24 protein-coding genes are annotated in these 25,954 nt (G+C 29.3%); 9 read left to right on the forward strand and 15 right to left on the reverse strand.

Going from position 1 to position 25,954, the window contains the following annotated elements:
- Positions 1-13: 13 nt before the first annotated feature.
- Positions 14-943 carry a thioredoxin-disulfide reductase gene (trxB, locus tag AC2TY9_RS01190; RefSeq protein WP_489778933.1) on the reverse strand — a complete coding sequence of 310 codons (930 nt, stop codon included), beginning with the start codon at positions 941-943 and terminating at the stop codon, positions 14-16.
- A 257-nt stretch (positions 944-1,200) separates the two neighbouring features.
- Here trxB and AC2TY9_RS01195 point away from each other — a divergent pair, with 257 nt between their 5' ends.
- The 5 genes from AC2TY9_RS01195 to AC2TY9_RS01215 all read left to right on the forward strand — a co-directional run bounded on the left by AC2TY9_RS01195 (position 1,201) and on the right by AC2TY9_RS01215 (position 7,703).
- Positions 1,201-2,526 carry an alanine/glycine:cation symporter family protein gene (locus AC2TY9_RS01195; protein ID WP_489778934.1) on the forward strand — a complete coding sequence of 442 codons (1,326 nt, stop codon included), beginning with the start codon at positions 1,201-1,203 and terminating at the stop codon, positions 2,524-2,526.
- Between the two features lie 179 nt (positions 2,527-2,705).
- On the forward strand, positions 2,706-3,470 hold the full coding sequence (locus AC2TY9_RS01200; RefSeq protein WP_489778935.1) for a fumarate reductase cytochrome b subunit: 765 nt from the start codon (positions 2,706-2,708) through the stop codon (positions 3,468-3,470).
- A 21-nt stretch (positions 3,471-3,491) separates the two neighbouring features.
- The gene (locus tag AC2TY9_RS01205; RefSeq protein WP_489778936.1) at positions 3,492-5,474 is read left to right on the forward strand and encodes a fumarate reductase flavoprotein subunit; all 1,983 of its coding nucleotides are present in this window, start codon (positions 3,492-3,494) and stop codon (positions 5,472-5,474) included.
- Positions 5,474-6,196, forward strand: coding sequence for a fumarate reductase iron-sulfur subunit (locus AC2TY9_RS01210; RefSeq protein WP_489778937.1), 723 nt, complete (start codon positions 5,474-5,476; stop codon positions 6,194-6,196). The genes AC2TY9_RS01205 and AC2TY9_RS01210 overlap by 1 nt, the downstream gene beginning before the upstream one ends.
- A 1-nt stretch (position 6,197) precedes the next feature.
- Complete coding sequence (locus AC2TY9_RS01215) at positions 6,198-7,703, forward strand: fumarate hydratase (RefSeq protein WP_489778939.1); 1,506 nt, start codon at positions 6,198-6,200, stop codon at positions 7,701-7,703.
- 122 nt (positions 7,704-7,825) lie between these two features.
- Here the strand turns inward: AC2TY9_RS01215 and AC2TY9_RS01220 are convergent, their stop codons facing one another.
- The 9 genes from AC2TY9_RS01220 to trxA (AC2TY9_RS01260) form a co-directional block, all read right to left on the reverse strand.
- Positions 7,826-8,914: a hypothetical protein gene (locus tag AC2TY9_RS01220; protein ID WP_489778941.1), complete on the reverse strand. Its 1,089-nt coding sequence runs from the start codon at positions 8,912-8,914 to the stop codon at positions 7,826-7,828.
- A gap of 4 nt (positions 8,915-8,918) precedes the next feature.
- The gene (locus tag AC2TY9_RS01225; protein ID WP_489778942.1) at positions 8,919-9,632 is read right to left on the reverse strand and encodes an outer membrane lipoprotein-sorting protein; all 714 of its coding nucleotides are present in this window, start codon (positions 9,630-9,632) and stop codon (positions 8,919-8,921) included.
- 8 nt (positions 9,633-9,640) lie between these two features.
- Complete coding sequence (locus tag AC2TY9_RS01230; RefSeq protein ID WP_489778944.1) at positions 9,641-10,873, reverse strand: ABC transporter permease; 1,233 nt, start codon at positions 10,871-10,873, stop codon at positions 9,641-9,643.
- Positions 10,870-11,568, reverse strand: a complete 699-nt coding sequence (locus tag AC2TY9_RS01235; RefSeq protein WP_489778945.1) for an ABC transporter ATP-binding protein — start codon at positions 11,566-11,568, stop codon at positions 10,870-10,872. The genes AC2TY9_RS01230 and AC2TY9_RS01235 overlap by 4 nt, the downstream gene beginning before the upstream one ends.
- Positions 11,569-11,649: 81 nt before the next feature.
- A complete protein-coding gene (locus AC2TY9_RS01240; protein ID WP_489778946.1) occupies positions 11,650-12,306 on the reverse strand; it encodes a response regulator transcription factor in 657 nt (218 codons plus the stop codon).
- Positions 12,303-14,507 (reverse strand): ABC transporter substrate binding protein, encoded by a 2,205-nt coding sequence (locus AC2TY9_RS01245; RefSeq protein WP_489778948.1) that lies wholly within the window; start codon positions 14,505-14,507, stop codon positions 12,303-12,305. The genes AC2TY9_RS01240 and AC2TY9_RS01245 overlap by 4 nt, the downstream gene beginning before the upstream one ends.
- Positions 14,508-14,589: 82 nt before the next feature.
- Positions 14,590-15,996: a DASS family sodium-coupled anion symporter gene (locus tag AC2TY9_RS01250; RefSeq protein WP_489778950.1), complete on the reverse strand. Its 1,407-nt coding sequence runs from the start codon at positions 15,994-15,996 to the stop codon at positions 14,590-14,592.
- 180 nt (positions 15,997-16,176) lie between these two features.
- On the reverse strand, positions 16,177-16,494 hold the full coding sequence (gene trxA, locus AC2TY9_RS01255; protein ID WP_489778951.1) for a thioredoxin: 318 nt from the start codon (positions 16,492-16,494) through the stop codon (positions 16,177-16,179).
- A gap of 123 nt (positions 16,495-16,617) precedes the next feature.
- Positions 16,618-16,935, reverse strand: a complete 318-nt coding sequence (gene trxA, locus AC2TY9_RS01260) for a thioredoxin (protein ID WP_489778952.1) — start codon at positions 16,933-16,935, stop codon at positions 16,618-16,620.
- A gap of 166 nt (positions 16,936-17,101) precedes the next feature.
- On the opposite strand from trxA (AC2TY9_RS01260), the gene alaS reads away from it, so the two are divergent.
- Together alaS and AC2TY9_RS01270 are read left to right on the forward strand one after the other, a co-directional pair.
- Positions 17,102-19,657, forward strand: coding sequence for an alanine--tRNA ligase (gene alaS / locus AC2TY9_RS01265; protein WP_489778954.1), 2,556 nt, complete (start codon positions 17,102-17,104; stop codon positions 19,655-19,657).
- 1 nt (position 19,658) lies between these two features.
- On the forward strand, positions 19,659-20,138 hold the full coding sequence (locus AC2TY9_RS01270; protein WP_489778955.1) for a hypothetical protein: 480 nt from the start codon (positions 19,659-19,661) through the stop codon (positions 20,136-20,138).
- Positions 20,139-20,143: 5 nt separating this feature from the next.
- Here AC2TY9_RS01270 and AC2TY9_RS01275 read toward each other — a convergent pair whose 3' ends face one another.
- Complete coding sequence (locus AC2TY9_RS01275) at positions 20,144-20,857, reverse strand: SIMPL domain-containing protein (RefSeq protein ID WP_489778957.1); 714 nt, start codon at positions 20,855-20,857, stop codon at positions 20,144-20,146.
- Positions 20,858-20,951: 94 nt separating this feature from the next.
- Between AC2TY9_RS01275 and AC2TY9_RS01280 the strand changes: the two genes are divergently transcribed.
- The gene (locus tag AC2TY9_RS01280; RefSeq protein ID WP_489778958.1) at positions 20,952-21,482 is read left to right on the forward strand and encodes an NlpC/P60 family protein; all 531 of its coding nucleotides are present in this window, start codon (positions 20,952-20,954) and stop codon (positions 21,480-21,482) included.
- On the opposite strand, the gene AC2TY9_RS01285 is transcribed toward AC2TY9_RS01280, so the two are convergent.
- Positions 21,479-22,405 (reverse strand): AEC family transporter, encoded by a 927-nt coding sequence (locus tag AC2TY9_RS01285; RefSeq protein WP_489778960.1) that lies wholly within the window; start codon positions 22,403-22,405, stop codon positions 21,479-21,481. The two genes, AC2TY9_RS01280 and AC2TY9_RS01285, sit on opposite strands and share 4 nt — an antisense overlap.
- The gene (locus AC2TY9_RS01290; RefSeq protein WP_489778961.1) at positions 22,405-23,688 is read right to left on the reverse strand and encodes a tellurium resistance protein TerC; all 1,284 of its coding nucleotides are present in this window, start codon (positions 23,686-23,688) and stop codon (positions 22,405-22,407) included. The genes AC2TY9_RS01285 and AC2TY9_RS01290 overlap by 1 nt, the downstream gene beginning before the upstream one ends.
- Before the next feature lie 88 nt (positions 23,689-23,776).
- Between AC2TY9_RS01290 and maf the strand changes: the two genes are divergently transcribed.
- Positions 23,777-24,322 carry a septum formation inhibitor Maf gene (gene maf, locus AC2TY9_RS01295; RefSeq protein ID WP_489778962.1) on the forward strand — a complete coding sequence of 182 codons (546 nt, stop codon included), beginning with the start codon at positions 23,777-23,779 and terminating at the stop codon, positions 24,320-24,322.
- Here maf and AC2TY9_RS01300 read toward each other — a convergent pair.
- Together AC2TY9_RS01300 and AC2TY9_RS01305 are read right to left on the reverse strand one after the other, a co-directional pair.
- The gene (locus tag AC2TY9_RS01300) at positions 24,313-24,684 is read right to left on the reverse strand and encodes a GtrA family protein (RefSeq protein ID WP_489778964.1); all 372 of its coding nucleotides are present in this window, start codon (positions 24,682-24,684) and stop codon (positions 24,313-24,315) included. The two genes, maf and AC2TY9_RS01300, sit on opposite strands and share 10 nt — an antisense overlap.
- A complete protein-coding gene (locus AC2TY9_RS01305; RefSeq protein ID WP_489778966.1) occupies positions 24,671-25,777 on the reverse strand; it encodes an O-antigen ligase family protein in 1,107 nt (368 codons plus the stop codon). Before AC2TY9_RS01305 ends, AC2TY9_RS01300 begins: the two co-directional genes overlap by 14 nt.
- Positions 25,778-25,954: the final 177 nt, after the last annotated feature.

Below are 25,954 nucleotides of genomic sequence, written 5' to 3' on the forward strand. Positions count from 1 at the left end.
TTTTCCTTTTCTTTTATCCAATATATTCAATAATATTAACAGCTGCTGTTGCACCATCACCTGCTGCACATACAACTTGTTTTGCTGCTTCAATTCTAACATCACCAGCAGCATATAAACCAGGAGTTGATGTTTTCATTTTAAGATCAACAATAACTTCACCTTGCTCATTTGTATCGCAAAGAAAGCTTCCATCTTCTTGTTTGATTGGCTCATTTAAAACATCTCTACCTACAAATACAAAGACACCAGGAACTGGTAAATCTCTAATCTCTTCAGTTTCTCTATTTTTCACTTTAAGTCCAGTAACACCACTTGCATCACCAAAAACTTCTTCAACCATAACATTAGTAACTTCTTCTATATTTTCACAAGCTTTCATATGTTCAATTGTACTTGGTGCTGCTCTATAAGTATCTCTTCTGTGTACTAGATAAACTTTTGAACAAATTTTTGATAAGTATACTGCTTCTTCAATAGCAGAATCACCACCACCAACAACAGCTACTTCTTTACCTTTGTAAAAGAAACCATCACAAGTTGCACAAGTAGAAATACCTCTACCAAAAAATTCATTTTCACCTTTAAATCCGGCACGTCTTGGAACAGAACCAGTTGCTAATAATACAGTTTTAGCTTCTTGAGTATTACCATCTGCTGTAGTTACTTTGAAAATATCACCCTCTTTTACTACATTAGATACTTGATTCATCTCATGCTTTAAACCAAACTTCATAGCTTGTTCCGGCCAGTTAGCCATTAAGTCCATCCCAGACATAATCTCACCTTGACCTGGGTAGTTTTCAATCTCTGAACTTCCAGTGATTTGTCCACCTGACATTCCCATTTCAAACATTGTTACGTTTTTTAAACCACCTCTAGTTGCGTATAAACCTGCTGTAAGTCCTGCAGGACCTCCACCAATAATTGCTAAATCTAACATAAAATAATCCTTTCTTGTTTATACTAATGAAAAATTGTCCATAATTTCAAGCACCTATTTGAAAGGTGATATAATACCTAATCTTTTTTGAGTAATAGGTTAATCAAAATTAATTTAATGGATAATATTTTTCTCTTAGTAATTTTTATCGTATTTAACAATCTTTTCATTATATTTCCTCTTTAATAATATTATTATTTAATTTTTCTTAACTAAATTTAAGCTAAAATTTAAGCTTTATTAAAAAAGGACGTTTAATGGAAGTTTTAGAAGAGATTATATCAAGTGCCTCTGGCTTTGTTTGGGGAGTACCAATGCTTGTACTTCTAGTAGGGACAGGTTTATATTTAAGCATTAGATTAAAAGGGATGCAATTTTGGGCATTGGGACATGCCGTAAAATTGATATTCACAAAAGAGGAAAAGGGAGAAGGTGATATTACTCACTTTCAAGCTTTAATGACAGCCCTAGCTGCAACAGTAGGAATTGGAAATATTGTTGGTGTTGCAACGGCTATCACCTTTGGTGGGCCTGGTGCTGTTTTTTGGATGTGGATTACTGGTTTAGTTGGAATGGCAACAAAATACTCTGAAGCTATTTTAGCTGTTAAATATAGAGAAGAAGGAGATAATGGCTTCAAAGGTGGTCCTATGTACTATCTTACAAAGGGTGCAAAGATGCCAAGACTAGCTTTTCTTTTTGCTCTTTTTACAATTTTAGCTTCATTTGGTATTGGTAATATGACCCAAGCTAATGCCGTTGCAAATGCACTTTTTACACAATTTTCAATTCCTATGTGGCTAACAGGAGTTATTCTTTTAACAATTACATCATTTGTAATAATTGGAGGGATTAAATCAATTGGAAAAACAACTTCATTCTTAATTCCTTTTATGATTATAGTTTATTTTCTAGCTTCAATTACAATTATAATTTTAAATTTCGATAAAGTTTCTGATGCTTTTTATCTTATTTTTTATCATGCTTTTAATCCCATTGCAGCTGGGGGAGGTTTTGCAGGAGCAGCAGTAGCAGCTGCTATTAGATATGGTATTGCAAGGGGAGTATTTTCAAATGAATCAGGACTAGGTTCTGCTCCAATTGCGGCAGCTGCAGCTAAGACAGATGACCCTGTAAAACAAGCATTGGTATCAATGACTCAAACTTTTATCGACACATTAGTTGTATGCACAATGACAGCTTTAATTATATTAATGGCTCCAGTTTGGACAACTGGTGTTAGTGCGGGGGAATTAACTTTAAAAAGTTTCGAATTTTTCTTAGGCGATTTCGGAGCTATTATTGTAGTTTTAGCTACAGTTTTATTTGGTTACTCTACAATTCTTGGATGGTCATATTATGGTGAAAGAGCCTTTGAATATATTTTTGGAGATAGTTCTATAAAAATATATAGAATTGTTTTTGTAAGTTTTATTGTTGTTGGAGCAATGACAGAACTTAAGCTTGTTTGGAACTTTTCAGACTTAGCAAATGGACTTATGGCAATCCCAAACTTAATCGCTTTACTTGTTTTATCTAAGGTTATAACAGATGAAACAAATAGATATTTTAAATCAAAGTAGTATTTTTATACTACTTTGAAACAATAATATAGCCCCTTATAAAAACTAATTTCAACTCAAAATAAAATATAACTTAATTTTAAAAATAAGTTTATTTTCTTCAACGACATCACTTTAAAGTCATTTTGTCTATGTAAACTTTCACAATCAAAACTAAAAAATTTCTCAAAGGAGACAAAATGGATAGAGTTATTGAAGCCTATACAGATGTTACTGCTGAAGGTAAAAAAAGTAGAACACCTGCTAAATTAGATAAATGGCTTACAGCTTCTGGTGTAATTTTAGCACTTTTTATGATGGGACATATGATGTTCGTATCAACAATTTTATTAGGTAAGGATGTAATGCACGCTGTTACAAAAGCGTTTGAGTTAAGTTTCATCTTTGATGGAGGACTTCCTTTTATTGTTTCTATATTTGTTGCAATTATTACTGCAATATTTATTGTTCATGCAATTTTAGGTGTTAGAAAATTCCCAACTTCTTATAAAACTTATATCAAAGTTAGAGAACATGCAAAATTAATGAATCACAAAGATACATCAATGTGGATGTTCCAATGGATTTCTGGTTTAGTAATGATGTTTGCAGCAACTATTCACTTATATATCATGTTTACACAACCACAAAATATCGGACCATATGCAAGTGCAGATAGAGTTGTGAGTGAGCATATGTGGCTTTTATATATGATTTTATTAATTTGTGTTGAGATTCATGGTTCAGTTGGACTTTATAGAGCTGCAATGAAATGGGGATGGTTTGACGGAAGTAATCCAAAAGAAACAAGAGCGAAACTACTAAATGTAAAAAAATTACTTAGCTATTTCTTCATGGCTTTAGGTGTTATTACTTTATTAGCATATATCAAAATTGGTATTGAGCATAGTGATAATGTTGGTGAAAAATATGTACCAACAAACCATACAACTATAGAAAAATAAAAAGATTAAAGGTTATATATTATGAAGATTAAATATTGTGATTCATTAGTTATTGGTGGAGGTCTTGCAGGATTAAGAGCAGGTGTTGCCTGTGCTCAAAAAGGACTTAGTACAACAGTTTTAAGTCTTTGCCCAGTTAAAAGATCTCACAGTGCTGCAGCTCAAGGTGGTATGCAAGCAAGTTTAGGTAATGCAAAAATGTCTGAAGGTGATAATGAAGATGTTCACTTTACAGATACAGTAAAAGGTTCTGACTGGGGATGTGACCAAGAAGTTGCAAGAATGTTCGTTACAGTTGCTCCAAAAGCAATTAGGGAATTAGCAGCTTGGGGTGTGCCATGGACTAGAATTAAAAAAGGTGACCACGAAGCAGTTATTAATACAAAAAGAACAACAATCCATGAAGCTGATGATAAACATGGGCTTATTAACTCAAGAGACTTTGGTGGTACTAAAAAATGGAGAACTTGTTACACAGCTGATGCAACAGGTCATACAATGCTATTTGCTGTTGCAAATGAAGCATTAAAAAGAGATGTAAATATTGAAGATAGAAAAGAAGCTATTGGGCTTATTCACCAAGATAACAAATGTTATGGTGCTATTGTAAGAGATTTAATTACTGGTGATATCGTTGCTTATGTTGCAAAAGGAACATTGATCGCAACTGGTGGATATGGTAGAGTTTATGAGATTACTACAAATGCTGTTATTTGTGAAGGTATTGGTACAGCTATTGCTTTAGAAACAGGTGTTGCAAAACTTGGAAACATGGAAGCAGTTCAATTTCACCCAACTCCACTTTTCCCATCTGGTATCTTATTAACAGAAGGTTGTAGAGGAGATGGTGGTGTTCTAAGAGATGTTGATGGACACAGATTTATGCCTGATTATGAGCCAGAGAAAAAAGACTTAGCAAGTAGAGACGTTGTTTCAAGAAGAATGGTTGAACATATTAGAAAAGGTAAAGGTGTTGATTCTCCATATGGTAAACACTTATGGTTAGATATTTCTATATTAGGTAGAGAGCACATCGAAAGAAACCTAAGAGATGTTCAAGAGATTTGTGAATACTTTGCTGGTATTGACCCAGCTGACGAAGGTGCAAAAGGATGGGCTCCTGTATTACCAATGCAACACTACTCTATGGGTGGTATTAGAACAAAACCAACTGGTGAATCTGCTACTTTAGCTGGATTATTCTCTGCTGGTGAAGCTTCTTGTTGGGATATGCATGGATTTAACAGACTTGGTGGAAACTCAGTATCTGAAACTGTTGTTGCTGGTATGATTGTTGGTAATTACTTTGCAGATTATTGTATAGAAACACAAATTGATATTAAAACAGAAACTATTGAAAAATTTGTTCACGAGAAAGAAGCTTATATGAATGAACTTGCTTCTAGAAAAGGAACAGAAGATGTGTTTAGAATCAAAAACAGAATGAAAAAATTAATGCAAGATTATGTTGGTATCTTTAGAGATGGTGTAGGATTACAAAAAGCTGTTACTGAACTTGAAGAGTTATTAATCGCTTCTAAAAATATTGGTATCAAAGATAAACAACTAAGTGCAAACCCTGAATTAGAGGAAGCATATAGAGTACCTATGATGCTTAAAGTAGCACTTTGTGTTGCTAAAGGAGCTTTAGATAGAACTGAATCTAGAGGTGCTCACACAAGAGAAGATTATCCAAAAAGAGATGATGCAAATTGGCTAAAAAGAACACTTACTTCATGGAAAGAAGGTGATACTATGCCAACAGTTGAGTATGAAGACCTAGATATTATGACTATGGAAATCCCTCCAGGTTTTAGAGGTTATGGTGCTAAGGGTATGATTATAGAAAATGATTTAAGTGCAATTAGACAAAAAGAGGTTGATGAGTTAACAGATAAGTTAACTGCTGAGGGTAAAGATAGATATGAGATTCAAGATGCTCTAATGCCATTCCCACTACAACCAGAATATAAAAGAAAAAATCAAAGATTAGGAGTAAAATAATGGCTAGAGAATTGACAATCAAAGTTCTTAGATATAATCCTCAAGGAACTGATTTAAAACCATATTTTCAAGATTATAAAATTACAGAGACAGATAGTATGACTATCTATCTGGCTCTTACTCAAATTAGAGAATCAATGGATGCTGGTCTTTCATTTGACTTCGTTTGTAGAGCTGGTATTTGTGGTTCTTGCGCAATGATGATTAATGGAAGACCAAAATTAGCTTGTAGAACTTTAACAAAAGATTTACCAGAAGAAATCATGTTATTACCTCTACCAACATTTAAACTAATCAAAGACCTTTCAGTAAACACTGGTGTTTGGATGGATGCAATGTCAAAAAGAGTTGAATCATGGGTTCACTCTTCTCATGAAGTTGATATTGCAACATTAGAAGATCCAATTGAACCTGAAGTTGCGGATGAAGTATTTGAACTTGATAGATGTATTGAGTGTGGTATTTGTGTTGCTGGATGTGGAACTAAACTTATAAAAGACGATTTTGTTGGTGCTGTTGGATTAAACAGAGTTGCAAGATTTGAATGTGACCCACATGATGAAAGAACAGCTGATGATTATTATGAGTTAATTGGTGATGATAATGGTATTTTTGGATGTATGACTTTACTTGGATGTGAAGATACTTGCCCTAAACACTTGCCATTACAAACAAAAATAGCTTATATGAGAAGAAAGTTAGCAACTGTTAAAGGAGCATAATATGGCTGAAGAAACAAAAGTAATCACAGAACAAGATATAGTACAAAGTATAGCAGATGCATGTCAATATATATCTTTTTATCACCCTGAAGATTTCGTAAAAGGGATGGTAGAAGCTTATGAAAATGAAAAATCAGAATCAGCAAAAAATGCTATTGGACAAATTTTAATTAACTCTAAAATGTGTGCAATGGGACATAGACCTTTATGTCAAGATACAGGAAGTGTAAATATCTTTATAAAAGTTGGTTTAAAAGCTGATTTAGATATTTCAAAAGAGTTAGAAGATGTATTAAATGAAGGTGTAGCTAAAGGTTATACTGATCCTGATAATACTTTAAGATATTCTGTTGTTGCAGACCCAGCAGGTGCTAGAACAAATACTAAAAATAATACACCAGCAGTTATTCACTTTTCAGTTGATGCAAACTCTGATAAATTAGATATTACAGTTGCTGCTAAAGGTGGTGGATCTGAAAACAAATCTAAATTTGCTGTATTAAACCCAAGTGATAGTGTATATGATTGGGTTATGTCAAATGTAGAGCAAATGGGAGCAGGATGGTGTCCTCCAGGAATCTTAGGTATTGGTATTGGTGGAAATCCAGAAAAATCAATGCTATTAGCTAAAGAGTCTTTAATGGGTCATGTTGATATTCATGAACTTAAAGAAAGAGGTCCTCAAAACGCATTAGAAGAGTTAAGACTAAGATTATATGAAGATATTAATAAAATTGGTATTGGAGCACAAGGACTTGGTGGATTAACAACAGTATTAGATGTTAAAATCTTAGATTATCCATGTCATGCAGCATCACTTCCAGTTGCTATGATTCCAAACTGTGCAGCAACTAGACATATTCATTTTGAATTAGATGGAAATGGTCCAGCTAAATTTGAAAAACCAGATTTAGACCTTTGGCCAGATTTAGAATTACCAATGGATACAATTAAAAAAGTAAATATTGAAGATTTGACAAAAGAGAATTTATCTCAATTTAAATCAGGAGATACTTTACTATTATCTGGAAAAATCTTAACTGCAAGAGATGCAGCTCATAAAAAAATAGTTGAGTACAAAAATGCAGGTAAGCCACTTCCAAATGGAGTAGATTTAAAAGACAGATTTATTTATTATGTTGGACCAGTTGATCCAGTTAGAGATGAAAAAGTTGGACCTGCAGGACCAACAACATCAACTAGAATGGATAAATTTACAAAAGATATGATGGAAATTGGGATTATGGGAATGATTGGTAAGGCTGAAAGGAAGCAACCAACTATTGATTTAATCAAAGAGTACAAATCTATGTATTTAATTGCTACAGGTGGAGCAGCTTATTTAATTTCACAATCGATTAAAGATGCAAAAGTGTTAGCATTTGAAGAGATGGGAATGGAAGCTATATATGAGTTTGAAGTTAAAGACATGCCTGTTACTGTGGCTGTTGACACAGAAGGTGTTTCTATTCATACTACTGGTCCACAAAAATGGAGACAAATATAATTTAAAAGATTTTCTTAAGACACATCCCAAAAACAAGGAGGTGAAAAAAAGAAAATAAAAATATACCCCCCTATTGATTTTAATACGGCCTTGGGAAACTCTCTCTTTCCAAGGCTTTTTATTTAAAAACTATATTTTAAACTAAGCCAATAATTTGCATTTACAGTTTTTTTGCCATACTCACTTAATTTATTCCCAATATTTTTTGTAAAAGAAAAATCGATATCAAGATTTTTAATACCTGTGTATATAAATCCAACTCTATTTTGATAAGAGTCATCATCAATATTTAAAATATTTTTATAGTAAATACTAGTATATAAAATATCTAAGGGTTCTTTTTGAGTAAAAGAATTCATTAAATATCTATTATCCCAAAAAGCTGTGCTATTGGTTTGAGTCTTATTTTGATAATAAAATTCGCTAAGAATGGTTAACTCATTTTCAGTCAAATATTTTAATCCTAAAAGATATGAATAATAACCACTATCAAATCTTCCATACTCTCCATGTATTTCAAAGTTTGATTGAAGATTTGTTGAAAAATCAAAACCAAATTTATTTTCATCTTCATTACTATATAAATAAACTAAATCAATGTCAATATCATTATAAAGAAAGTATGTTTTTAAAGCCAAAATATCTGAATCTTCACTTTTATAAAAGTAATCATTCATATTTTTTGTTGCTTTTAAATAAACTACATCAAAAGATATATTTTTCAAACTACTATTAAAAACTTTATTGTATTGATAATTTATTTGGCTAAATCCTTCCCTACTTCCTTCAGGATCATTAGGATCTTTTTTTCTATCAATAAAAGCAACTGGATTTACATAATAACCCTTACCCCATTTTGGAGTTTTTTTACCTATATATATTTGATGGTTTTCATTATATTTATAGTTAAGAAAGGCTTGACTAATTAAAGCTTCAAAATCTTCTTTATGATTTATATTTTCATAATTTCCTAATAAATCAATATTAAAAGAATAATCATCAACAAAATATTTATAGTTAAAAAAAAGTTTTCCTAAATAACTATTTTGAGAGCCTTCATCTAGTGATTGATATTTATATTCACCTTGTATATATCCACTATATTCATACGATTTTGTTTCTATTGTTTCAAGTTCATCAAAACTAAATTCATAATCATTTGCAAAACTAAAAGAGACAATAAGACTAAGAAGACAATAGCTTTTCTTCATTCTTTTATCTTCTTAAATTTTCTACTTTTGAGAGATTATCCAAAGTAAAAGCTTCATTGCTAAACTCTTTTGGTTCAATCTTTCCATAAACCATAATTGAAGTATACCCTTTATAAAGTGGACTTTTTGTCTCCATTACTGCTGGTCTAATTATTCCATTTCCAAAATCTTTTATATCTTTATAATAGATTGTTTTTATTAACATCCCTGTTGAAGCAAAACACTCAATCTCTTTTGGAGTAAGGGTTTTTTTATCAATTTTCATTAATAATCTGTCATATGCAACGGTATCTGTTTTTGCTTTTGTTTCAACTAGAATTTCATCATTATTATCTTTTTGAGATACAATATCATACTCTGTTGCAAAATCAAGTCTCATGATATCTGAGTTATTAAAAACCCCACCAATCACACTTTGCATTGAAGTTATTCTAATTGCTCTACCAACATCAGGTAAATAAAGCCACATATTATCATCAACTCTTAATGTTGTTCTTCCTTTTTCAGATTCTGGTTTTAAAAAAGCAGAAACCATTTTATTACTGCCTTTTCTTGCTTGATAAAGTAAAAACTCTTTTTTAGTCCCATCTGGTTCAATATTGACTAATTTTTTATAACTTTCACTACTTCCTGGAGCCATTTTTTTATCAACTTGTTCAAGTATATTTTGCGCAAACATTGAACTAATAAATAAACATATAAATAATAGATTTTTCATAAATTTTCCTAATTTGTTCTAAGTGCTTCAACTGGATCTAATTTTGAAGCTTTAAGTGCTGGACTAATTGAAGCTATTAATGAGATAACTATTACAATAAGACCAACTACAACTATATCACTAAAATTTAAAATAGGTTTAAGTATTAAATCACTCTCCCTACCAAAACTATAAGTGATTTGTGCCATATCAAGACCTTGAACTATTAAAAATGAGACTATTCCACCAAGAACTGCTCCTAATATTCCAAGAAGTAAACCTTCAGTTAAAAAAAGTTTTACAATAGTTTTAGGAGGTGTTCCCATAGCTGAAATAGTCCCAATCTCTTTTATTCTTTCATATACACTCATAATCATTACATTAAGTATTGAGATAAGAACAATTGAGATTAATATTATTTGTATGGCAATATTCATAATATCAAGCATTTTTATAATGTTATAAAATGGGCTTAATTGTTGCCAAGTGTGAATTTCAAAAGCAGGTTTTCCACTTTGATTTAATTTTTTCAAAATCGGATTTAATTCCTTTACGGCTTCTTTTAATTTATTGTTATCTTTGAGCCTTACTAAAATTTCACTTACCTCAACACCATCAATTCTTAATATTTTTTTAGCATCATCTAAATGTATATATCCATCTCTTCCTCCAGGACCACTTATTCTTTCAACTAAACCTGATACTTTTAGATTAATCCCATTTACACTACCTTTTTTATTATTTGCCACAAGTACAATAGAATCACCATTTTTTACTTTCATACCTTTTGCAATGAGGTCTGGAACTATAATCTCACCTTTTTGTAAACCCTTAAAATCAACTAATCTATCTTTCAATGCAGGAAGTGTAGCAAACTCCATTTTAGGATCTATTGCATTTAATCTTATATTTGTTGTACTTTCAAAATTTGAAAATGTTGCACCAAACTTTATTCTATATGAATAATTTTCAACATATTTACTTTCATTTAAATATTTATCTATAAATTTTAAAGCCTTTTCATTTAAATTCTTATCTAAAGGAAGATTTTCAACACTAGCAACAAATCCTTTTTTGTGTATTTGTATATGTCCCATTGAAGAGTCAGTAATTTGACCAATCATATAAGCTTTAAAACTTCCAGAAAGTGCTATATATACTAATACAAAGATTACACCTAATGTAATTAAACTTGAAGTTAAAAGTGTACGCCTATGGTTTCTTTTTAGATTTCTATATGAAATTTTTAGTATATTATTCATTGTGACACCTCTTTTTTGGTATGTAAATCCTCAATAATATTTCCATCAACCAAGGTGATTAATCTATCAACATTTTCAACAATCTTTTCATCATGGGTTGCAAATATAAATGTAGTATTATGCTCTTTTTGGATTTTTTTCATTAAATCAATAATCATATGCGCGGTTTTACTATCTAAATTTGCAGTTGGTTCATCTGCAAAAACGATTTTAGGGTTTGTTACTAAAGCCCTTGCAATTGCGACACGCTGCATTTGACCTCCGGATATTTTATCAGGTGTTTTGTCTTTTTGTTCAAACATTCCAACTTCATTAAGAAGCTTTTCAACTCTTATTTTTCTTTCATTTTCAGCTAAGTTTTGAATCATAATAAGAGGATACTCTATATTTTCATAAACAGTAAGTACAGGAATAAGATTAAAACTTTGAAAGATAAAACCAATATGTTCACCTCTAAAATTTGCAAGCTGTGTTTTATTTAAATTTGTAATACTTTGATTATTTATAGTTATATTTCCCGAAGTTGGAGTATCCAAACAACCAAGCATATTTAGAACAGTAGATTTACCACTTCCACTTGGACCAACAAAAGATATAAATTCACCCTCATTTATAGATATAGATAAATCATTAATTACAGTAAGGTCTAACTCACCTACTTTATAGATTTTTTTTAAATTTTTTGCTTCAATCATAGAAACCTCCAAGTATATATGAGAATTATATACCTAGATTATTAATCATTTATTAATAAAACTAATAACTAATATAAAGCTTTATTCAAATGAAACATTTTTATTTAAAGAGTAACCAAGTCCTTTAACAATAGTAATAGCATCTTCAGGAAGTTTTTTCCTTAATCTTTTAATCATCGCTCGAATATTTATTAAATTTGTCTCTTCACCCTCCCAAACATATTCCTCAATAACTTCATATGTTGCCAAACGGTGTAAATCATTTGAAAAAAGTTCTATAAAAAGTATCTCTTTTTTTGTAAGTTCTAACTCCACACTATTTTTATATAAAACTCTATTTTTAAAATCAAATTTAAACTCATCATCAAATTTTAAATATTGTTCTTGTAAAACACAAAGTTTTTTAACCTTTTGAACAAGTTCTAAAATATAAAATGGCTTTTTTAAGTAATCATCACATCCAAAAGAGTATGATTTCTCAATTTTTTCTAAGTCATGATTTGCACTTATTATTATAACTGGTGTTTCAGGATGGTTCATTCTAATATATTCTAAAATCGAAATACCATCTAAGTTTGGCACATTTATATCTAAAATAAAACAACCATAACCATTTTCTACAGCATCTGCTGCATCATCACCATCATAAAAACAATCAACTTTATACCCCTCAGATGTAAGTGCTTTTTCTATTACACTTGACAAACTTTTATTATCTTCTAATACTAATACTTTCATCTGTTTTGATCCAATTTACATATACTTTGATTTAGTTTAAGTGTAAACACTGCCCCATTTTCAACATTTTTAACTGAAATTTCTCCACCCATTTTATCTTCAATGATAACTTTACTCATATATAAACCAATCCCATGTCCGTGCTCTTTTGTAGTAAAGTATGGATTGAAAATCTCATTTATTGATTTTTCATCAATACCACCTGCATTATCTTTTATTGTAATTACTAAAAATTTATTTTCATTAAAAAGCTTTATTTCAATATTTCTATTTTTATAATCATTTTTTTCTAAAAGTGCATCTTTTGCATTATTAACTATATTTAAAAACGATTGCATTATCTCATTTTTATATCCATTTACAATTAAATCAGTTTCATCTTTTACATCTATATTGATTTTAATATTATTGTATTTTATATTATGGTTTATAATCTCTAAAACAGATTTTACAGCATCATATATATTAAATTCTTTTTTCTTATTAGAAGGCATAATAAATTTTTGAAAATCATTAATAGTATTTGTCATATATGTAACTTGATTCATAATATCTTTTACAAAACTTTCATCCTCTTTTTCATTTTTATTACAATCATTACACTTTCTAGTATAAAAAAGCTCTTGTGCAATTGCTGTAATTTCTATTAAAGGAGATTTCCATTGGTGGGCAATTGATGAAAAGACCTCACCAATCTCTGCTAGTTTACTTTGTTGAATTACAAATTGTCTACTTCTTTGTTTTTCCATTGCAACTTCTCTCTCTTTAGTTACATCTGTAAAAATTGTAACAATACCTTCTGTTTTAGACTTTTTATCTTCAAATCTTTCTTGCTTTAAAAGATAAAACTTCTTTTCTCCCATTAGATTATAAAACTTAAATTCATAGTTTTCTTTTTTATTCTGTTTATATTTTTCTAAAACCTCTAATATAAGTAAAACATTTGGATTTGAAGAAAAATCTTCAAGCTTTTTTCCATATATATCTTCACATTTTATTTTTAATAAAGAACAAAACTGTGAATTTGAATCTACAATTAAACCCTTTTCATCTTGCCAAAATATTGGGCTATCAATTGCATTTAGTAAAACCTCATCAAAATCGATTCTTTGCCTTAACTCTTTTTCCGTTTGTTTTCTTTTATAAATATTATGAATAAGTCCTAAAATAAGAAATAGTAATAAAGGGATAAGTTTAAATACAACCTCTATAAAACCTCTATTTTTGTCATAAAAAGTTTCCCTTTTGTTTACTATTTTATAATCAACATTTAAAACATCAACAGGAAGAATAAATTGTACTAATTTTTTTGAATCAAATACATAATTTAAATCTTCAAATGTAACAATCTTATGACCCTTACCATATAAAATATCAAGTGCCATTTCACCAGAAGTTTTACCAAACTTATACAAATCTACAATTCTACCACCAACTGCACCTTTTTTTATAAATATAGAATCTGTAATAAAAATAGGAATTTTCGAATTATCTATAAAGTCTTCTATCTCTCTATTATTGTTTAATTTTCCATCTTTATTTTTGTAAAACCTTATAAATAATGCAGCACTATTTTCATCTTTAACTTTAAATCTTTCTTTTAAACTTTCTAAATCATCCTCTTTTAAATAGATCAATTCATAATCTTCATCAAAGTCTTTAAAAAGTTCTTGGATTAAGGGTTCAGTATGTAAGGCATTTTCACTTTTATCATTTATAATATAAAGCTTTTGTAAATTTGGTATTAATTTTTTTATAACTTTAACATTAGATTTTAAGTCTCTTCTCTCCAATAAAGCAGAAACCTTATCTTGTACAGCGTATCTTATTGCTTTTTCTTCATAGAAATTCTCTATTCCAACAGCTAAAACTGGTATATTTCTAAAAAATCTGTTATGAACATCTAAAACAAAATCATAGGCAAACCTATCAATTGCAATAATTAAATCATAATCTCTGTGTTTTAATTGTACACTATAAAGTTTTTCAAGATTTAGGAAATACTCTTTTGAAGTAACCCTTTTTGAATCCATATATAAAGTATTAATATCCATATTTGTATGAGGATAAATAACCTCTTCAATCCCTTTTACAATACTATCACTAAACTCATAACCCTTGTGATAAGAATTTATAATAAGAATCTTACTATTGGCAAATAAAAAAATTGGGAAAATTAGTAAAAAAATTAACTTCTTCATATTAAAAATATTATAGTGGAAATTTAATAAAAAAAAGGTGCCAATTCCTTGACACCTTTTTTTAGTAAGTTTTTTCTTAAGATTAAAGGATAATAAATCCTAATCCAACTAAAGAAAGTAAGTAGATACCACCGAAGATTGCTCCTAAGAACCACCATTTAGCTTGTGATATATATCCTGCACCATACCAAATTGGAGAAGGTCCTGTACCATATGGAGTGATAATTCCCATTAATCCTAATGAACCTACAAGTAGGATTGATAATGGTTGAATCATTTCTATAGGTAGAAGATTACTTGCTACTCCTAAGAAAAGTGGTAATAAAGCCACAGTGTGAGCTGTTACACTTGCAAAGAAATAGTGGAATAAGAAGAATAAAATCACAAGTATTATTGCAATTGTAACTGGATCCATTCCAACTAAACCTCCAGAGATTAACCCTGCTGCCCATTTTAAGAACCCTACTTTTTTCAATCCTGCTGCCATTGCAACTAAAGTAGCGAACCAGATGAATACATTAACTGCACCTTTGTTAGTGATAACATCTTCCCAAGTAATTACATTTGAAAGAACAAGTAAACATAATACAGCGATTGCTGCAGTTGTACCATTAACCCCAATTTGTTTACCAAAAATCCACATAGCTAAAGCTAAAAGACCAAAGCATAACATTAAAATCTCTTTTTTAGAAATTGAACCCATTTTTTCTAACTCTTTAGCCGCCCATGCTGGAGCTTCAGGAGAAGTTTTTTGTTCTGGTGGGTAAACAATATATGTTAACAATGGAACTAATAAGAACAATGGAACCATAATAACAGCTAATGTACTAAACCAAGTTCCCCATTCAATTGCAATCCCTACATTTTTTTCAACAAGTGAAACTGCAAGTAAATTTGGAGCAAGAGCTGTTAGGAACATAGAACTTGTAACAGTTGTTGCTGCAATTGCTACCCATGATATATAAGAACCAATTTTTCTTGGTTCATTATCTGGTAGTGAATTAAACATTTGTGGAATATTAATAGCGATTGGGAAAATAGTACCTGCACTTCTTGCTGTATTTGAAGGCATAAATGGTGCTAAGATACCATCTGCAAATGCTACTGCATATCCTAAACCTAGTGATGTTTTACCTAGTTTTTTAACTAGCATCAATGACAATCTTTTACCAAGTCCAGATTTTTTATATCCAAGTGCAAACATAAATGCTGCAAAGATTAACCAAATAACTCCATTAGAGAAACCACTTAAAGCCCAAGATCTTGCAGCTTTTGCAGAATCTCCAACTAAACCAAAAGTAGCACAGAAAGCTACACCTGTTAAACCAATTAACGCAGGTGGAATTGGCTCCAAAATTAAACCTACAATTACCCCTAAAAACACTGCAAAGAAGTAGTGTGCATTCACAGCTAAACCTTCAGGTGTTGGTAGAAGCGCAACAATCACGACTACTAAAAGTGGTATAGCCATTTTTACTGTATTGCTCATAATATATCCTTTCAATATAATTTTTCTTTTTTTATAGTGAAATTTTAAACTTGTAATATGACTTTAGTGTGGCTTTTTTGATATTTAATGTAATTTTGAAGTTTAATTTTAAATTTTAAGCAAAAAAAAAGGATAGCAAAAGCTACCCTTTTAATAAGTATTAGATTTATTCAATATATTTTATATTAATGAGTTGATTTTATCTGCAATTGCTTGTTTTGGTTGAGCACCTATTAATTGATCTACAACTTCACCATCTTTCATAAAAATCATAGTTGGTATTGATCTTACACCATATTTAACTGATAAGTCTTGTTGTTCATCTGAATTTACTTTACAAATTTTTGCTTTTCCATCAAACTCATCTGCTAATTGATCAATCACTGGAGCTAACATTTTACAAGGTCCACACCATGGAGCCCAAAAGTCAACAAGTGAAATACCTGAGTTTGTAGTTTCTTCAAAATTTTCTTGTGTTAAATCTATATATTTAGACATTTTATTTTTCCTTTTTTTGTTTTATTGGAAAAATTTTATCATTTAATAAATAATATCCAAATTAAGAAATACATAAAAAAAGCAAGACTAAGTCTTGCTTAAGTTTATTGATTTTTATAACTATTATAAAAATGAGTTGATTTTATCAGAAAATGCTTGTTTAGATGCAGCACCAACCATTTGATCAACTATCTCTCCATCTTTAACAAAGATAATAGTTGGAATAGATCTAATTCCATATTTAACAGCTAAATCTTGTTGCTCATCTGTATTAACTTTACAAATGTTAGCTTTACCTTCAAACTCTTCTGCTAACTCTTCAATAATTGGAGCAACCATTCTACATGGTCCACACCATGGAGCCCAGAAATCTACCATTGATACACCAGAGTTTGTAACTTCTTCAAAGTTTTCAGGAGTTAAATCTATATATTTACCCATTTTAAATTCCTTTATTTATGTATTTTTTATGTAAAAGTATTAAATTATACTCTATAAAACTTAAATCAACTTGTATAAAGCTTCACTAATCTTTCATAAATGATATTTTGGTTACAATAGGCGCAAATTATAATGTTAGTAAAAACTAATTAAATGGACAGAATAAATGGATATAAGAAAAGAGTATTTAGAATTTTTTAAAGGTAAAGGCCATGAGATTATCTCATCAATGCCTTTAGTTCCTGATGACCCTACATTAATGTTTACAAATGCAGGTATGGTTCAATTTAAAGATATATTTACAGGTGCAGTACCAAAGCCTAAAAATCCAACTGCAACATCTTGTCAACTATGTGTAAGAGCAGGTGGAAAACATAATGACTTAGAAAATGTTGGTTATACGGCACGTCACCATACACTATTTGAGATGTTAGGTAATTTTTCTTTTGGGGATTACTTTAAAGAGGATGCAATAGCATATGCATGGGAATTTATTACAGTAAATTTAGAATTACCAGTTGATAAACTTTGGGTAACTGTTCACGATAGTGATGATGAAGCCTTTGATATTTGGTCGAAACATATTGATTCTAGTAGAATTTTAAGATTTGGAGATAAAGACAACTTTTGGTCTATGGGAGATACAGGTCCTTGTGGTCCATGTTCTGAAATTTTTTATGACCAAGGTGAAGAAAACTTCAATAGCCCAGAAGATAAAATGGGTGGAGAAGGTGATAGATTCTTAGAGATTTGGAATTTAGTATTTATGCAATATGAACAAAGTAGTGATGGAACCAGAACTCCTCTTCCAAAACCTTCAATTGATACAGGAATGGGACTTGAAAGAGTTATTGCAATAAAAGAAGGTGTTTTAAACAACTTTGATTCTTCAAATTTCCAGCCAATTATTAAAAAACTTGAAAGTTTAGCTGGTGAAGTTGCAACAAAAGAAAATATAGGTTCATATAGAGTAATCGCTGATCACTTAAGAGCAAATTCATTTATGCTTTCTCAAGGGATTTTATTTGGAAACGAAGGAAGACCTTATGTAAATAGAAGAATTATGAGAAGAGCAGTTAGACATGGATATCTTTTAGGATTTAGAAAACCATTTATGGCTGAACTTTATGATAGTTTATGTGATATTATAGGTCATCATTATAGTGAACTAGTTGAACAAAAAGAGTATGTAAAAGAGCAAATGACTTTAGAAGAAGAAAGATTCTTTAAAACAATTGACTCAGGGATGACACTATTTAATGAAGAATTAAAAAATACAAAAGATTTATTTTCAGGTGAAATTGCATTTAAATTATATGATGAAAAAGGTTTTCCACTAGACTTAACACAAGATATGTTAAGGGATAAAAACATTGAAGTTGATGTTGAAAAATTTGATGTTCTTATGGCAGAGCAAAAGAAAAAAGCAAAAGCTGCATGGAAAGGTAGTGGAGATGCTGCCTTAGAAGGTGATTTTAAAACATTACTTGAAAAATACGGAATAAATAAATTTGTGGGATATGATAATGTTTCATATAAAAGTAAAATAGTTGCATTATTAGATGAAAGTTTTAATGAAGTTTCGAAACTAGCAAAAGGTGAAACTGGTTGGGTAATGTTAGATTCAACTCCTTTTTATGCAACAAGCGGTGGACAATCAGGAGATATTGGTGCATTAGAAGATGATAGGCATATTGCTATTGTTGAAAATACACAAAAATTTCATGGTATAAACCTTTCAAAAGTAAATGTAGAAAGCTCAGATTTAAATGTTAATGAAAATGTTGATGCTATTGTTGTAAATAGATATGAAATAGCAAAACATCATAGTGCAACGCACCTTTTACAAAGTGCTTTAAAAATGGTACTAGGTGATACTGTATCACAAGCGGGTTCACTTAATGATGCTTCAAGATTAAGATTTGACTTCACATATCCAAAGGCTATGACAAATGAACAAATAGAAGAAGTTGAAGATTTAGTAAACTCTATGATTGCAAGGGGCCTAAGTGGTGATGTTGAAGAGTTACCTATAGATGAAGCTAAACAAAAAGGTGCTATTGCTATGTTTGGTGAAAAATATGGTGATATAGTAAGAGTAGTTAGCTTTGGAGATGTATCAGTAGAATTTTGTGGTGGAACACATGTGAAAAATGCCCATGATATTGGAAGCTTTTATATTACAAAAGAATCAGGTGTATCTGCTGGAGTTAGAAGAATAGAAGCAGTATGTGGATTGGCAGCTACAGCATATACAAAAGATGCAATTTCAACGTTAAATGAAGTTATTAATGAAGTTAAAAATAAAGATGCAGTTTTAGGAATTAAAAAACTAAAAGATCAAATTAAAGAGCTTAAAAAAGAACTTGAAGAGGCTCAAAGCCAAAGTGCAACTCCTATTAATGAAGAGATGGTTGGAGATACAAAAGTTGTTGTTGATATTGTTAAAAATGGTGATATCAAAAAACTTGTAGATGATTACAAAAATGGAAATGAAAAAGTTGCAATCTTACTTATTCAACCAAAAGGTGAAAAAGTTATGCTTGTAGCTGGTTCTAAAAATACAGCGGTAAAAGCTGGTGATTGGATTAAAGCAGTTGCTCCAGTTGTTGGTGGAGGTGGTGGAGGAAGACCTGACTTCGCACAAGCTGGTGGAAAAGATGTATCAAAAATAGAAGAAGCAAAAGAAATCGCTAAAAAATTTGTGATGGATAATTTATAAAATGGAATCACTATTTGCAAATTTTTCTGGAATAATTGTATTTTTACATGTAATTTCTGCAGTGATTTGGGTAGGTGGAATGATAGCAATTAGATTTGCTGTTCACCACTCAATGCAAGAAATAGATGACCCAAAAATAAAACTAGGAAGAACTTTAGAATCTTTAAGAAGATTTTTTAATATGGTTATTCCTTCAATTATAATTTTACTTGCAACTGCAATAATTATGATAATAGCGTTGGGATTTAAAGGAACACCTTTATATAGTTTTGTTATTGCCAAAGAAGTAATTTGGACAATTATGACAATTGTCTTTATAGTAATTTTCATAAAAAGAAAACAAGCGCAAAAAGCTTTTGATGAAGGGGCATTGCCAACTGCAAAAGAAAAACTACTTCCAATTGCAAATTATCTAATCCCTATAAATATAGTTTTAGGTCTTATAGCTATTTTTCTAGGAGTTACATTAAGAGGATTCTAATCCTCTTAATCACTCAAATAATACTCAACAGTAGAAACAACCCTAACCGTTTTTATATAAGGGGTATTTTTATCTCTATCAAAAATTGAGAATTGACCTTGTCTAGCTTTTCTAATTTTTCCTAATTTACTATTAGAATCCTTTGCAAACTTCAAAGCAACCTCTCTAGCTTTTTTTGTTGATTCTTCAATCATTTGAGGTTTTACTTCATTTAATCTAGTAAAAATATACTCAATTCTAGTATCATAATCATTTATTTTAAAAACAATCCCTTTTTTGTTTAGTTTTGTTAACTTAGAGATAGCCTCTCGTATCTTGAGTACATCTTTTGAGTAGATATTTATGGTTCTTGTTCCTAAATATCTATATTGATAGTTTTTATTTGCATAATCATTTGCTGATTTATCTGTGATTGATGGTGGCTTTATAGTTATCTCTTTATCTGAAATATTATTCTCTTTTAAAAACTTTAATATTATAGAAGTATAATTTTCTATTCTTTCATTTAAATTTGAGAGATTAGTATCAGGGGTTACAAATTTAATTGGCCATAGAACAACATCAGCACTATAATGTTTTTGTGATAAACCTTTTACAGTAACTGTTCTATCATATTGTTTATAATTTATAACACTTATAGAGATAAAATAACCTAAAGAAAAAAGTCCTAAAAATATTGCGATACCTAATATTAGCATTGGTTTTATACTGTTTTGCATATATATCCTTTTTAGTTATATATTTGATTATAACAAATATATTAAAAATTTAAGTGAGATTCAATTAAAATAAAGAAAAAATCTAGGTATCAATATGCATCTAACAAAAACTCTTTTTACTATATTTTTTATTCTTTTAACTTTTCAAGCTTGTAGTACCAAAAATCAATATAATAGTGAAAGTTTTAACTACAATAAATCTTTTCCACTTAAATCAAACTATGATTATGAAATTACTAAAAACCTGAACTATAGTAAGATATATGATGCTTTGTACAATCAATACAATGAATGGAAAGGTGTAAAATATAAGTATGGAGGAAATAGTAAAAATGGCATAGATTGCTCTGCTTTTGTACAAAAAACTTTTAGAGATAAATTTCATATTAAAATCCCTAGAACCACAAAATATCAATCCTCATTTGGTAAAAATGTCTCAATGGATGAGTTAGAATTAGGAGATTTAATATTTTTTAAAACAGGTTTTAATACTAGACATGTGGGAATTTATCTGGAATCTGGCAAATTTTTACATGCATCAACTAAACATGGAGTAACAATCTCCCATATGGATAATGGATATTATCAAGATAAGTTTTGGAAGATACAAAGGGTTATGTACTAGAACCCTCCGTATAAAGCCAATACTATTGGAATATACACAATAGAAATCAAAGTTGAAAGTAAAACGGTAAATGAAGCTTTTTCTGGTTTTGCTTTTAATAAAACTGCCAAAGTTACAGTATTTCCAGCAAGGGGTACAATTGAAAATAAAAACATAACTTGATAAATCTCTTCATTTAAAAAATTAATAAAACTTTTATCAATAAAAATTATTGCCAATACAACTGCTGGCCAAAAAATAAATTTATAAAAATAAGCGATTTTTATATACTTCTTATCAAAATCCTCATGTAGATTGAAACCTTTCATACCCATTCCAAGCATCATCATACCTAAAAGTCCATATGCCCATTTTAGATTTTCAAAATATGGTACTATAAATTCCGGGGTTCTAAAACCAACAAGATTAAAACAAAGTCCAGTAATAAAAGCATATAGAAGCGGTAATTTAAGAATCTTAAGTATAGATTGTCTAGCTGTAAAACTACCCTTTGCAGTAACATAAAAACCTGTTGTGTTTTCGTATAAAAGGGAAGCTAAAGTTCCAAAAATAAATATATTTGCAGCACTTGGTTCAAGTAAAATCATAGCAAGTGGAATACCAAAATATCCTGTATTTCCAGTACCACAAGTAAAAGCAAGAGTATTTACACTGGGATCTTTCCATGTATCTTTATATTTATGTAGAATAAAAAAAGCTATTGTACTTCCAAAGAGGAAAATAAAAACAGGCAAGAAAACCAATTGGATATTAATCTCAATAGATAAGACTGCAAAAAAGATTACCACAGGACCTAGTATATAAACAAGTAAAAAGGCTATTTGTTCCCTTTTGATTTTAAAGTACTTTGTAAGGATATAACCTGCAGCAATTGTTAGATACAAAGGAAATATTTTCCCTAGTATTATAAAAAGTATATTCATTAAATTCCTAAATATTTAGCTAGTATATTTAAGATTATAACACACACAAAGTACATTTTGATGGTATAAGGAAGGTTAATTTTAAAAATATCCCATGCAATCAATTTATATCTTGACTGAATAGTCAAATTAAGCCCGCTAAATGGGGAGGTTGATACGGCAATTGACCAGGACATTAGAAATGTTACTGCAAGTAACGTATGGTTTAATTCATTTATCCAGTTCCCTATAATTGCTATTGTAATAATTGGATGAATTCCAATAAAAGATAAAAGAATAAATACTAAAAGTAATATTGATGCCCCTATTCCATCAAATTTCTCTAAAGGAAAAGCAATATTTAAACCAACTATAATTGAGCTAATACTAACACCAAACAAACCAGCTACTAAAAAAAGTGAAAGTTCATTTTTCATATTTGGAAGTTCTGTTTTAATGTGATTATCTAATTTCTTAAAGGAATTTTTAAACCCTTCTTTTATTGGTAAAATCAAAATAGTCAGAATAAAAGAAAAAACTGCAATAAGTAAGATTACTTTTGTATTTGGTAAATAATGATTTGTTATCAAAACAAATAAAGCCAATAAAAAAGGGATATACAAAGATTCAAAATTTATAGGATAACCTTGAAAATCTTTAAAATCATACTTTAATAAAACCTCTAAATAGGTTATTACAAAAGCAATTATTGCTAAAACAATTCCTAAAGGAAGTATCATGGAAGCTTTTAAATTTGGTGCATAGGTTAAAGCAGCAGCAAAAGCAACAAAAAAAGGAGACCAAAATGCATCGGAAGAAAAAGCACGACTAAGAACTAAAACTTGAAGCTTTGTCAATGATGCCTTTTTATAAAGTTTATCAGCAACTAGAATAAAAGAAGACAAGTTTATAACAGAACCAAAAAGATGAACCCCAAAATATGTTTTAAAAAATGAGTTTTTGCCTCTTGGTAAATCTTTTATCTTAGTTTCCTTTGGGCTTGCAATAAGCCTTAAAAAACCAACTCCTATCAAAAGTACTAGTAAGTATTGATTAACTAAAATAGCCCTTTGAAAATCAATATCAAAGCCCTTTAAAAAGCTAAACATAAAACTACACATAGATAAAAATACAAGTGAGATTAATAATTTCTTATTTGAAGTTTTGTTAAACAATAAAAATAAAGATACCCAAGCTAAAATCCCAGATAATATAAATATTTCAGGGACTAAGAAATAGCTAAAAACAGTGATTAGAAAAGATAAGAATATTAAAAATCCTGATATGGTGTTAATTTTTTTCATCGCAGATTATATCCTATCTTCAATAAATATGAAAGTTAATATTTTATAATCTTTTAGTATACTTCAAATAAAAAAAGGTAATTATAGTTTGATTAGACTTGGTTCAAATTCTTCTACTAGAGCACTTATTTTAAGAACTCATAATATTGATTTTATACAAAATGGTGGAGATTTTGATGAAGATTCAATCAATACTACAAATCCTAAATCTTTTGTTTATGAAGCAACCATAGGAAAGTATCATGAATTATATAAAAAGTATGGTTGTGATGATATGCCATTGTTAGTTGCTGATTCAGTCGTAACTTCACAAGGCAAACTTTTAAGAAAAGCAAAAGATGAAAACGATGCAAGAAGAATGCTTGAACTTCAAAGTGGAAGTGAAACCTCTGTTATTACTTGTATGATTTTTAAATCACAAGAAAAAGAAGTTATTGATATATCTATTACAACTTATGAATTTGAGAAATTTGATGAAAATCATATTGAGGAATATATCGAATCAGGTGAATGTTTTGGAAAAGCTGGTGCTATAATGGTGGAAGGTTTTTGTAAGCCATATATTAAAAGTGTTACGGGATATGAAAGTACTGCTATGGGACTTTGTGTTGAGAAGTTGAAAAGTTATTTATGAAAAACAAAAAATCTTCTTATTAAATAATTATAGAAAAATAAAATACCTGTTACTATAATTTTAGATATCCCTACTTCTATATTCAACTTTTCATGGATTAAATATAATAGTATAAGGTTTAAAACTAAGTTTGTTCCACTCACAATATAAATTAAAATAATTTCATGGGATTTTTTAAATCTTTTACCACTCTCAAAAACAAATTTTACACTTAAATAATAATTAACAAAAGTTGCAAGAATAAATGAAAAAAAACCTACAGCTAAATAATTGTAATCAAAAAACTTAGTAAAGAATAAAAATAAGCCTATGTCAACAATGGCAGCTATTCCACCAACAAAAAAATATTTAAGAATTCTCATAGGTAAATGAATCTTTTTTTACAATATATAAAAGGCTTACATAAAAAGAAAAAAATAATACAAAATTACTACTTGTATAGAATAATGTAATAGGAATTGAGGCTAATGAAACAATTATAATAGTTGACTTTATTTCCCATGAATTTAGTATTACACCTACCCTAAAAATCTCATAGAAAAAATAGATAAAAACAATTAATCCTAAAGGACCAAAAAGCATTAGCATAGTTAAATACATATTATGATTATCAAAATAAAAAATTTGATTATGTGGCCCTAAATAACAAGGTTTAGTAACAATATCAAAATAAGCATCATCTCCAAAATGATTTTTCATGGAATATAAACTATCTCCCGTTCCAACCCCGATAATAGGATTTTCTTTAATCAATTCTATTGAATTCTCTATATAATTTAATCTACAACCTAAACTTGTACCTGTTCTTTGTCCACCTATCTCTTTAGTTAACGATTTCTCCATATTAAAAAACTTTAATCCACAACTAGGATTAATTAAATTGCTATATATTAATAATGATAAAACAGTAACTAAAATAACCCCTAACCTTTTTAAGATAAAATAAGTATTATTCCTAAACCATAAATAAACAGAAATTGCAACTAACATTCCTATTAAACTACTTCTATTACAAACAATTGACATTGAATTAAAAATAGTAAACATTGAAAATAGATTAATTAAAATAATAAATAATTTATCTTTAAAATCAAAATTAATAAAAAAATAGATAAATGAAAGAGATAAAATTGTTCCGTAATACATATTATTTATAAAAGGGGAAACATTAGTTAATTTTATTTCCAAATCTAAATTCAAATTAGAAAAATACAAAATGTTTGTCATACTTGCTGAAACAATAGTCATAAATAATAAAAAGAAAAGTAAATATTTGGCTGTTGTTTTCTTCAAAGTTATTATTAAAATTGGAACTAATAATAAATAAATAACTGATTTAAAAATTATTATACTATTTGTTTTATCCGTTGACCATGTTATTCCAAGAAGAAATATTAAAAACATCATCATAAAAGCTCTTGAAATTTTATCCCTTAAAATATTTACAAAAAACATTTTTTTTTCTAAAGAAAAAAAACTTAAAATTATTATCAATATAAAAATAATCTCACTATAAGGGACAAATTTAAAACTTGTTATTTTATAGTCTAAAATAGTTGGTACAGGATGAAATATAAAAATTGTGATAATAAGAAAAAAGAACAATATATTAGTTATCTTTTTTATTTCTGT

This window comes from Arcobacter sp. ISO1, assembly GCF_058105185.1.

Bases quoted from the DNA above. Each gene is read 5' to 3' on its own strand.
- trxA (WP_489778951.1), bottom strand. From the start codon at position 16,494: ATGTCTAAATATATAGATTTAACACAAGAAAATTTTGAAGAAACTACA.
- AC2TY9_RS01245 (WP_489778948.1), bottom strand. From the start codon at position 14,507: ATGAAGAAGTTAATTTTTTTACTAATTTTCCCAATTTTTTTATTTGCC.
- AC2TY9_RS01285 (WP_489778960.1), bottom strand. From the start codon at position 22,405: ATGAATATACTTTTTATAATACTAGGGAAAATATTTCCTTTGTATCTA.
- trxB (WP_489778933.1), bottom strand. From the start codon at position 943: ATGTTAGATTTAGCAATTATTGGTGGAGGTCCTGCAGGACTTACAGCA.
- AC2TY9_RS01290 (WP_489778961.1), bottom strand. From the start codon at position 23,688: ATGAAAAAAATTAACACCATATCAGGATTTTTAATATTCTTATCTTTT.
- AC2TY9_RS01305 (WP_489778966.1), bottom strand. From the start codon at position 25,777: ATGTTTTTTGTAAATATTTTAAGGGATAAAATTTCAAGAGCTTTTATG.
- AC2TY9_RS01240 (WP_489778946.1), bottom strand. From the start codon at position 12,306: ATGAAAGTATTAGTATTAGAAGATAATAAAAGTTTGTCAAGTGTAATA.
- AC2TY9_RS01200 (WP_489778935.1), top strand. From the start codon at position 2,706: ATGGATAGAGTTATTGAAGCCTATACAGATGTTACTGCTGAAGGTAAA.
- AC2TY9_RS01280 (WP_489778958.1), top strand. From the start codon at position 20,952: ATGCATCTAACAAAAACTCTTTTTACTATATTTTTTATTCTTTTAACT.
- AC2TY9_RS01270 (WP_489778955.1), top strand. From the start codon at position 19,659: ATGGAATCACTATTTGCAAATTTTTCTGGAATAATTGTATTTTTACAT.
- AC2TY9_RS01205 (WP_489778936.1), top strand. From the start codon at position 3,492: ATGAAGATTAAATATTGTGATTCATTAGTTATTGGTGGAGGTCTTGCA.
- AC2TY9_RS01210 (WP_489778937.1), top strand. From the start codon at position 5,474: ATGGCTAGAGAATTGACAATCAAAGTTCTTAGATATAATCCTCAAGGA.
- AC2TY9_RS01225 (WP_489778942.1), bottom strand. From the start codon at position 9,632: ATGAAAAATCTATTATTTATATGTTTATTTATTAGTTCAATGTTTGCG.
- AC2TY9_RS01195 (WP_489778934.1), top strand. From the start codon at position 1,201: ATGGAAGTTTTAGAAGAGATTATATCAAGTGCCTCTGGCTTTGTTTGG.
- AC2TY9_RS01215 (WP_489778939.1), top strand. From the start codon at position 6,198: ATGGCTGAAGAAACAAAAGTAATCACAGAACAAGATATAGTACAAAGT.
- trxA (WP_489778952.1), bottom strand. From the start codon at position 16,935: ATGGGTAAATATATAGATTTAACTCCTGAAAACTTTGAAGAAGTTACA.
- AC2TY9_RS01275 (WP_489778957.1), bottom strand. From the start codon at position 20,857: ATGCAAAACAGTATAAAACCAATGCTAATATTAGGTATCGCAATATTT.
- AC2TY9_RS01220 (WP_489778941.1), bottom strand. From the start codon at position 8,914: ATGAAGAAAAGCTATTGTCTTCTTAGTCTTATTGTCTCTTTTAGTTTT.
- AC2TY9_RS01230 (WP_489778944.1), bottom strand. From the start codon at position 10,873: ATGAATAATATACTAAAAATTTCATATAGAAATCTAAAAAGAAACCAT.
- AC2TY9_RS01300 (WP_489778964.1), bottom strand. From the start codon at position 24,684: ATGAGAATTCTTAAATATTTTTTTGTTGGTGGAATAGCTGCCATTGTT.
- AC2TY9_RS01250 (WP_489778950.1), bottom strand. From the start codon at position 15,996: ATGAGCAATACAGTAAAAATGGCTATACCACTTTTAGTAGTCGTGATT.
- alaS (WP_489778954.1), top strand. From the start codon at position 17,102: ATGGATATAAGAAAAGAGTATTTAGAATTTTTTAAAGGTAAAGGCCAT.
- AC2TY9_RS01235 (WP_489778945.1), bottom strand. From the start codon at position 11,568: ATGATTGAAGCAAAAAATTTAAAAAAAATCTATAAAGTAGGTGAGTTA.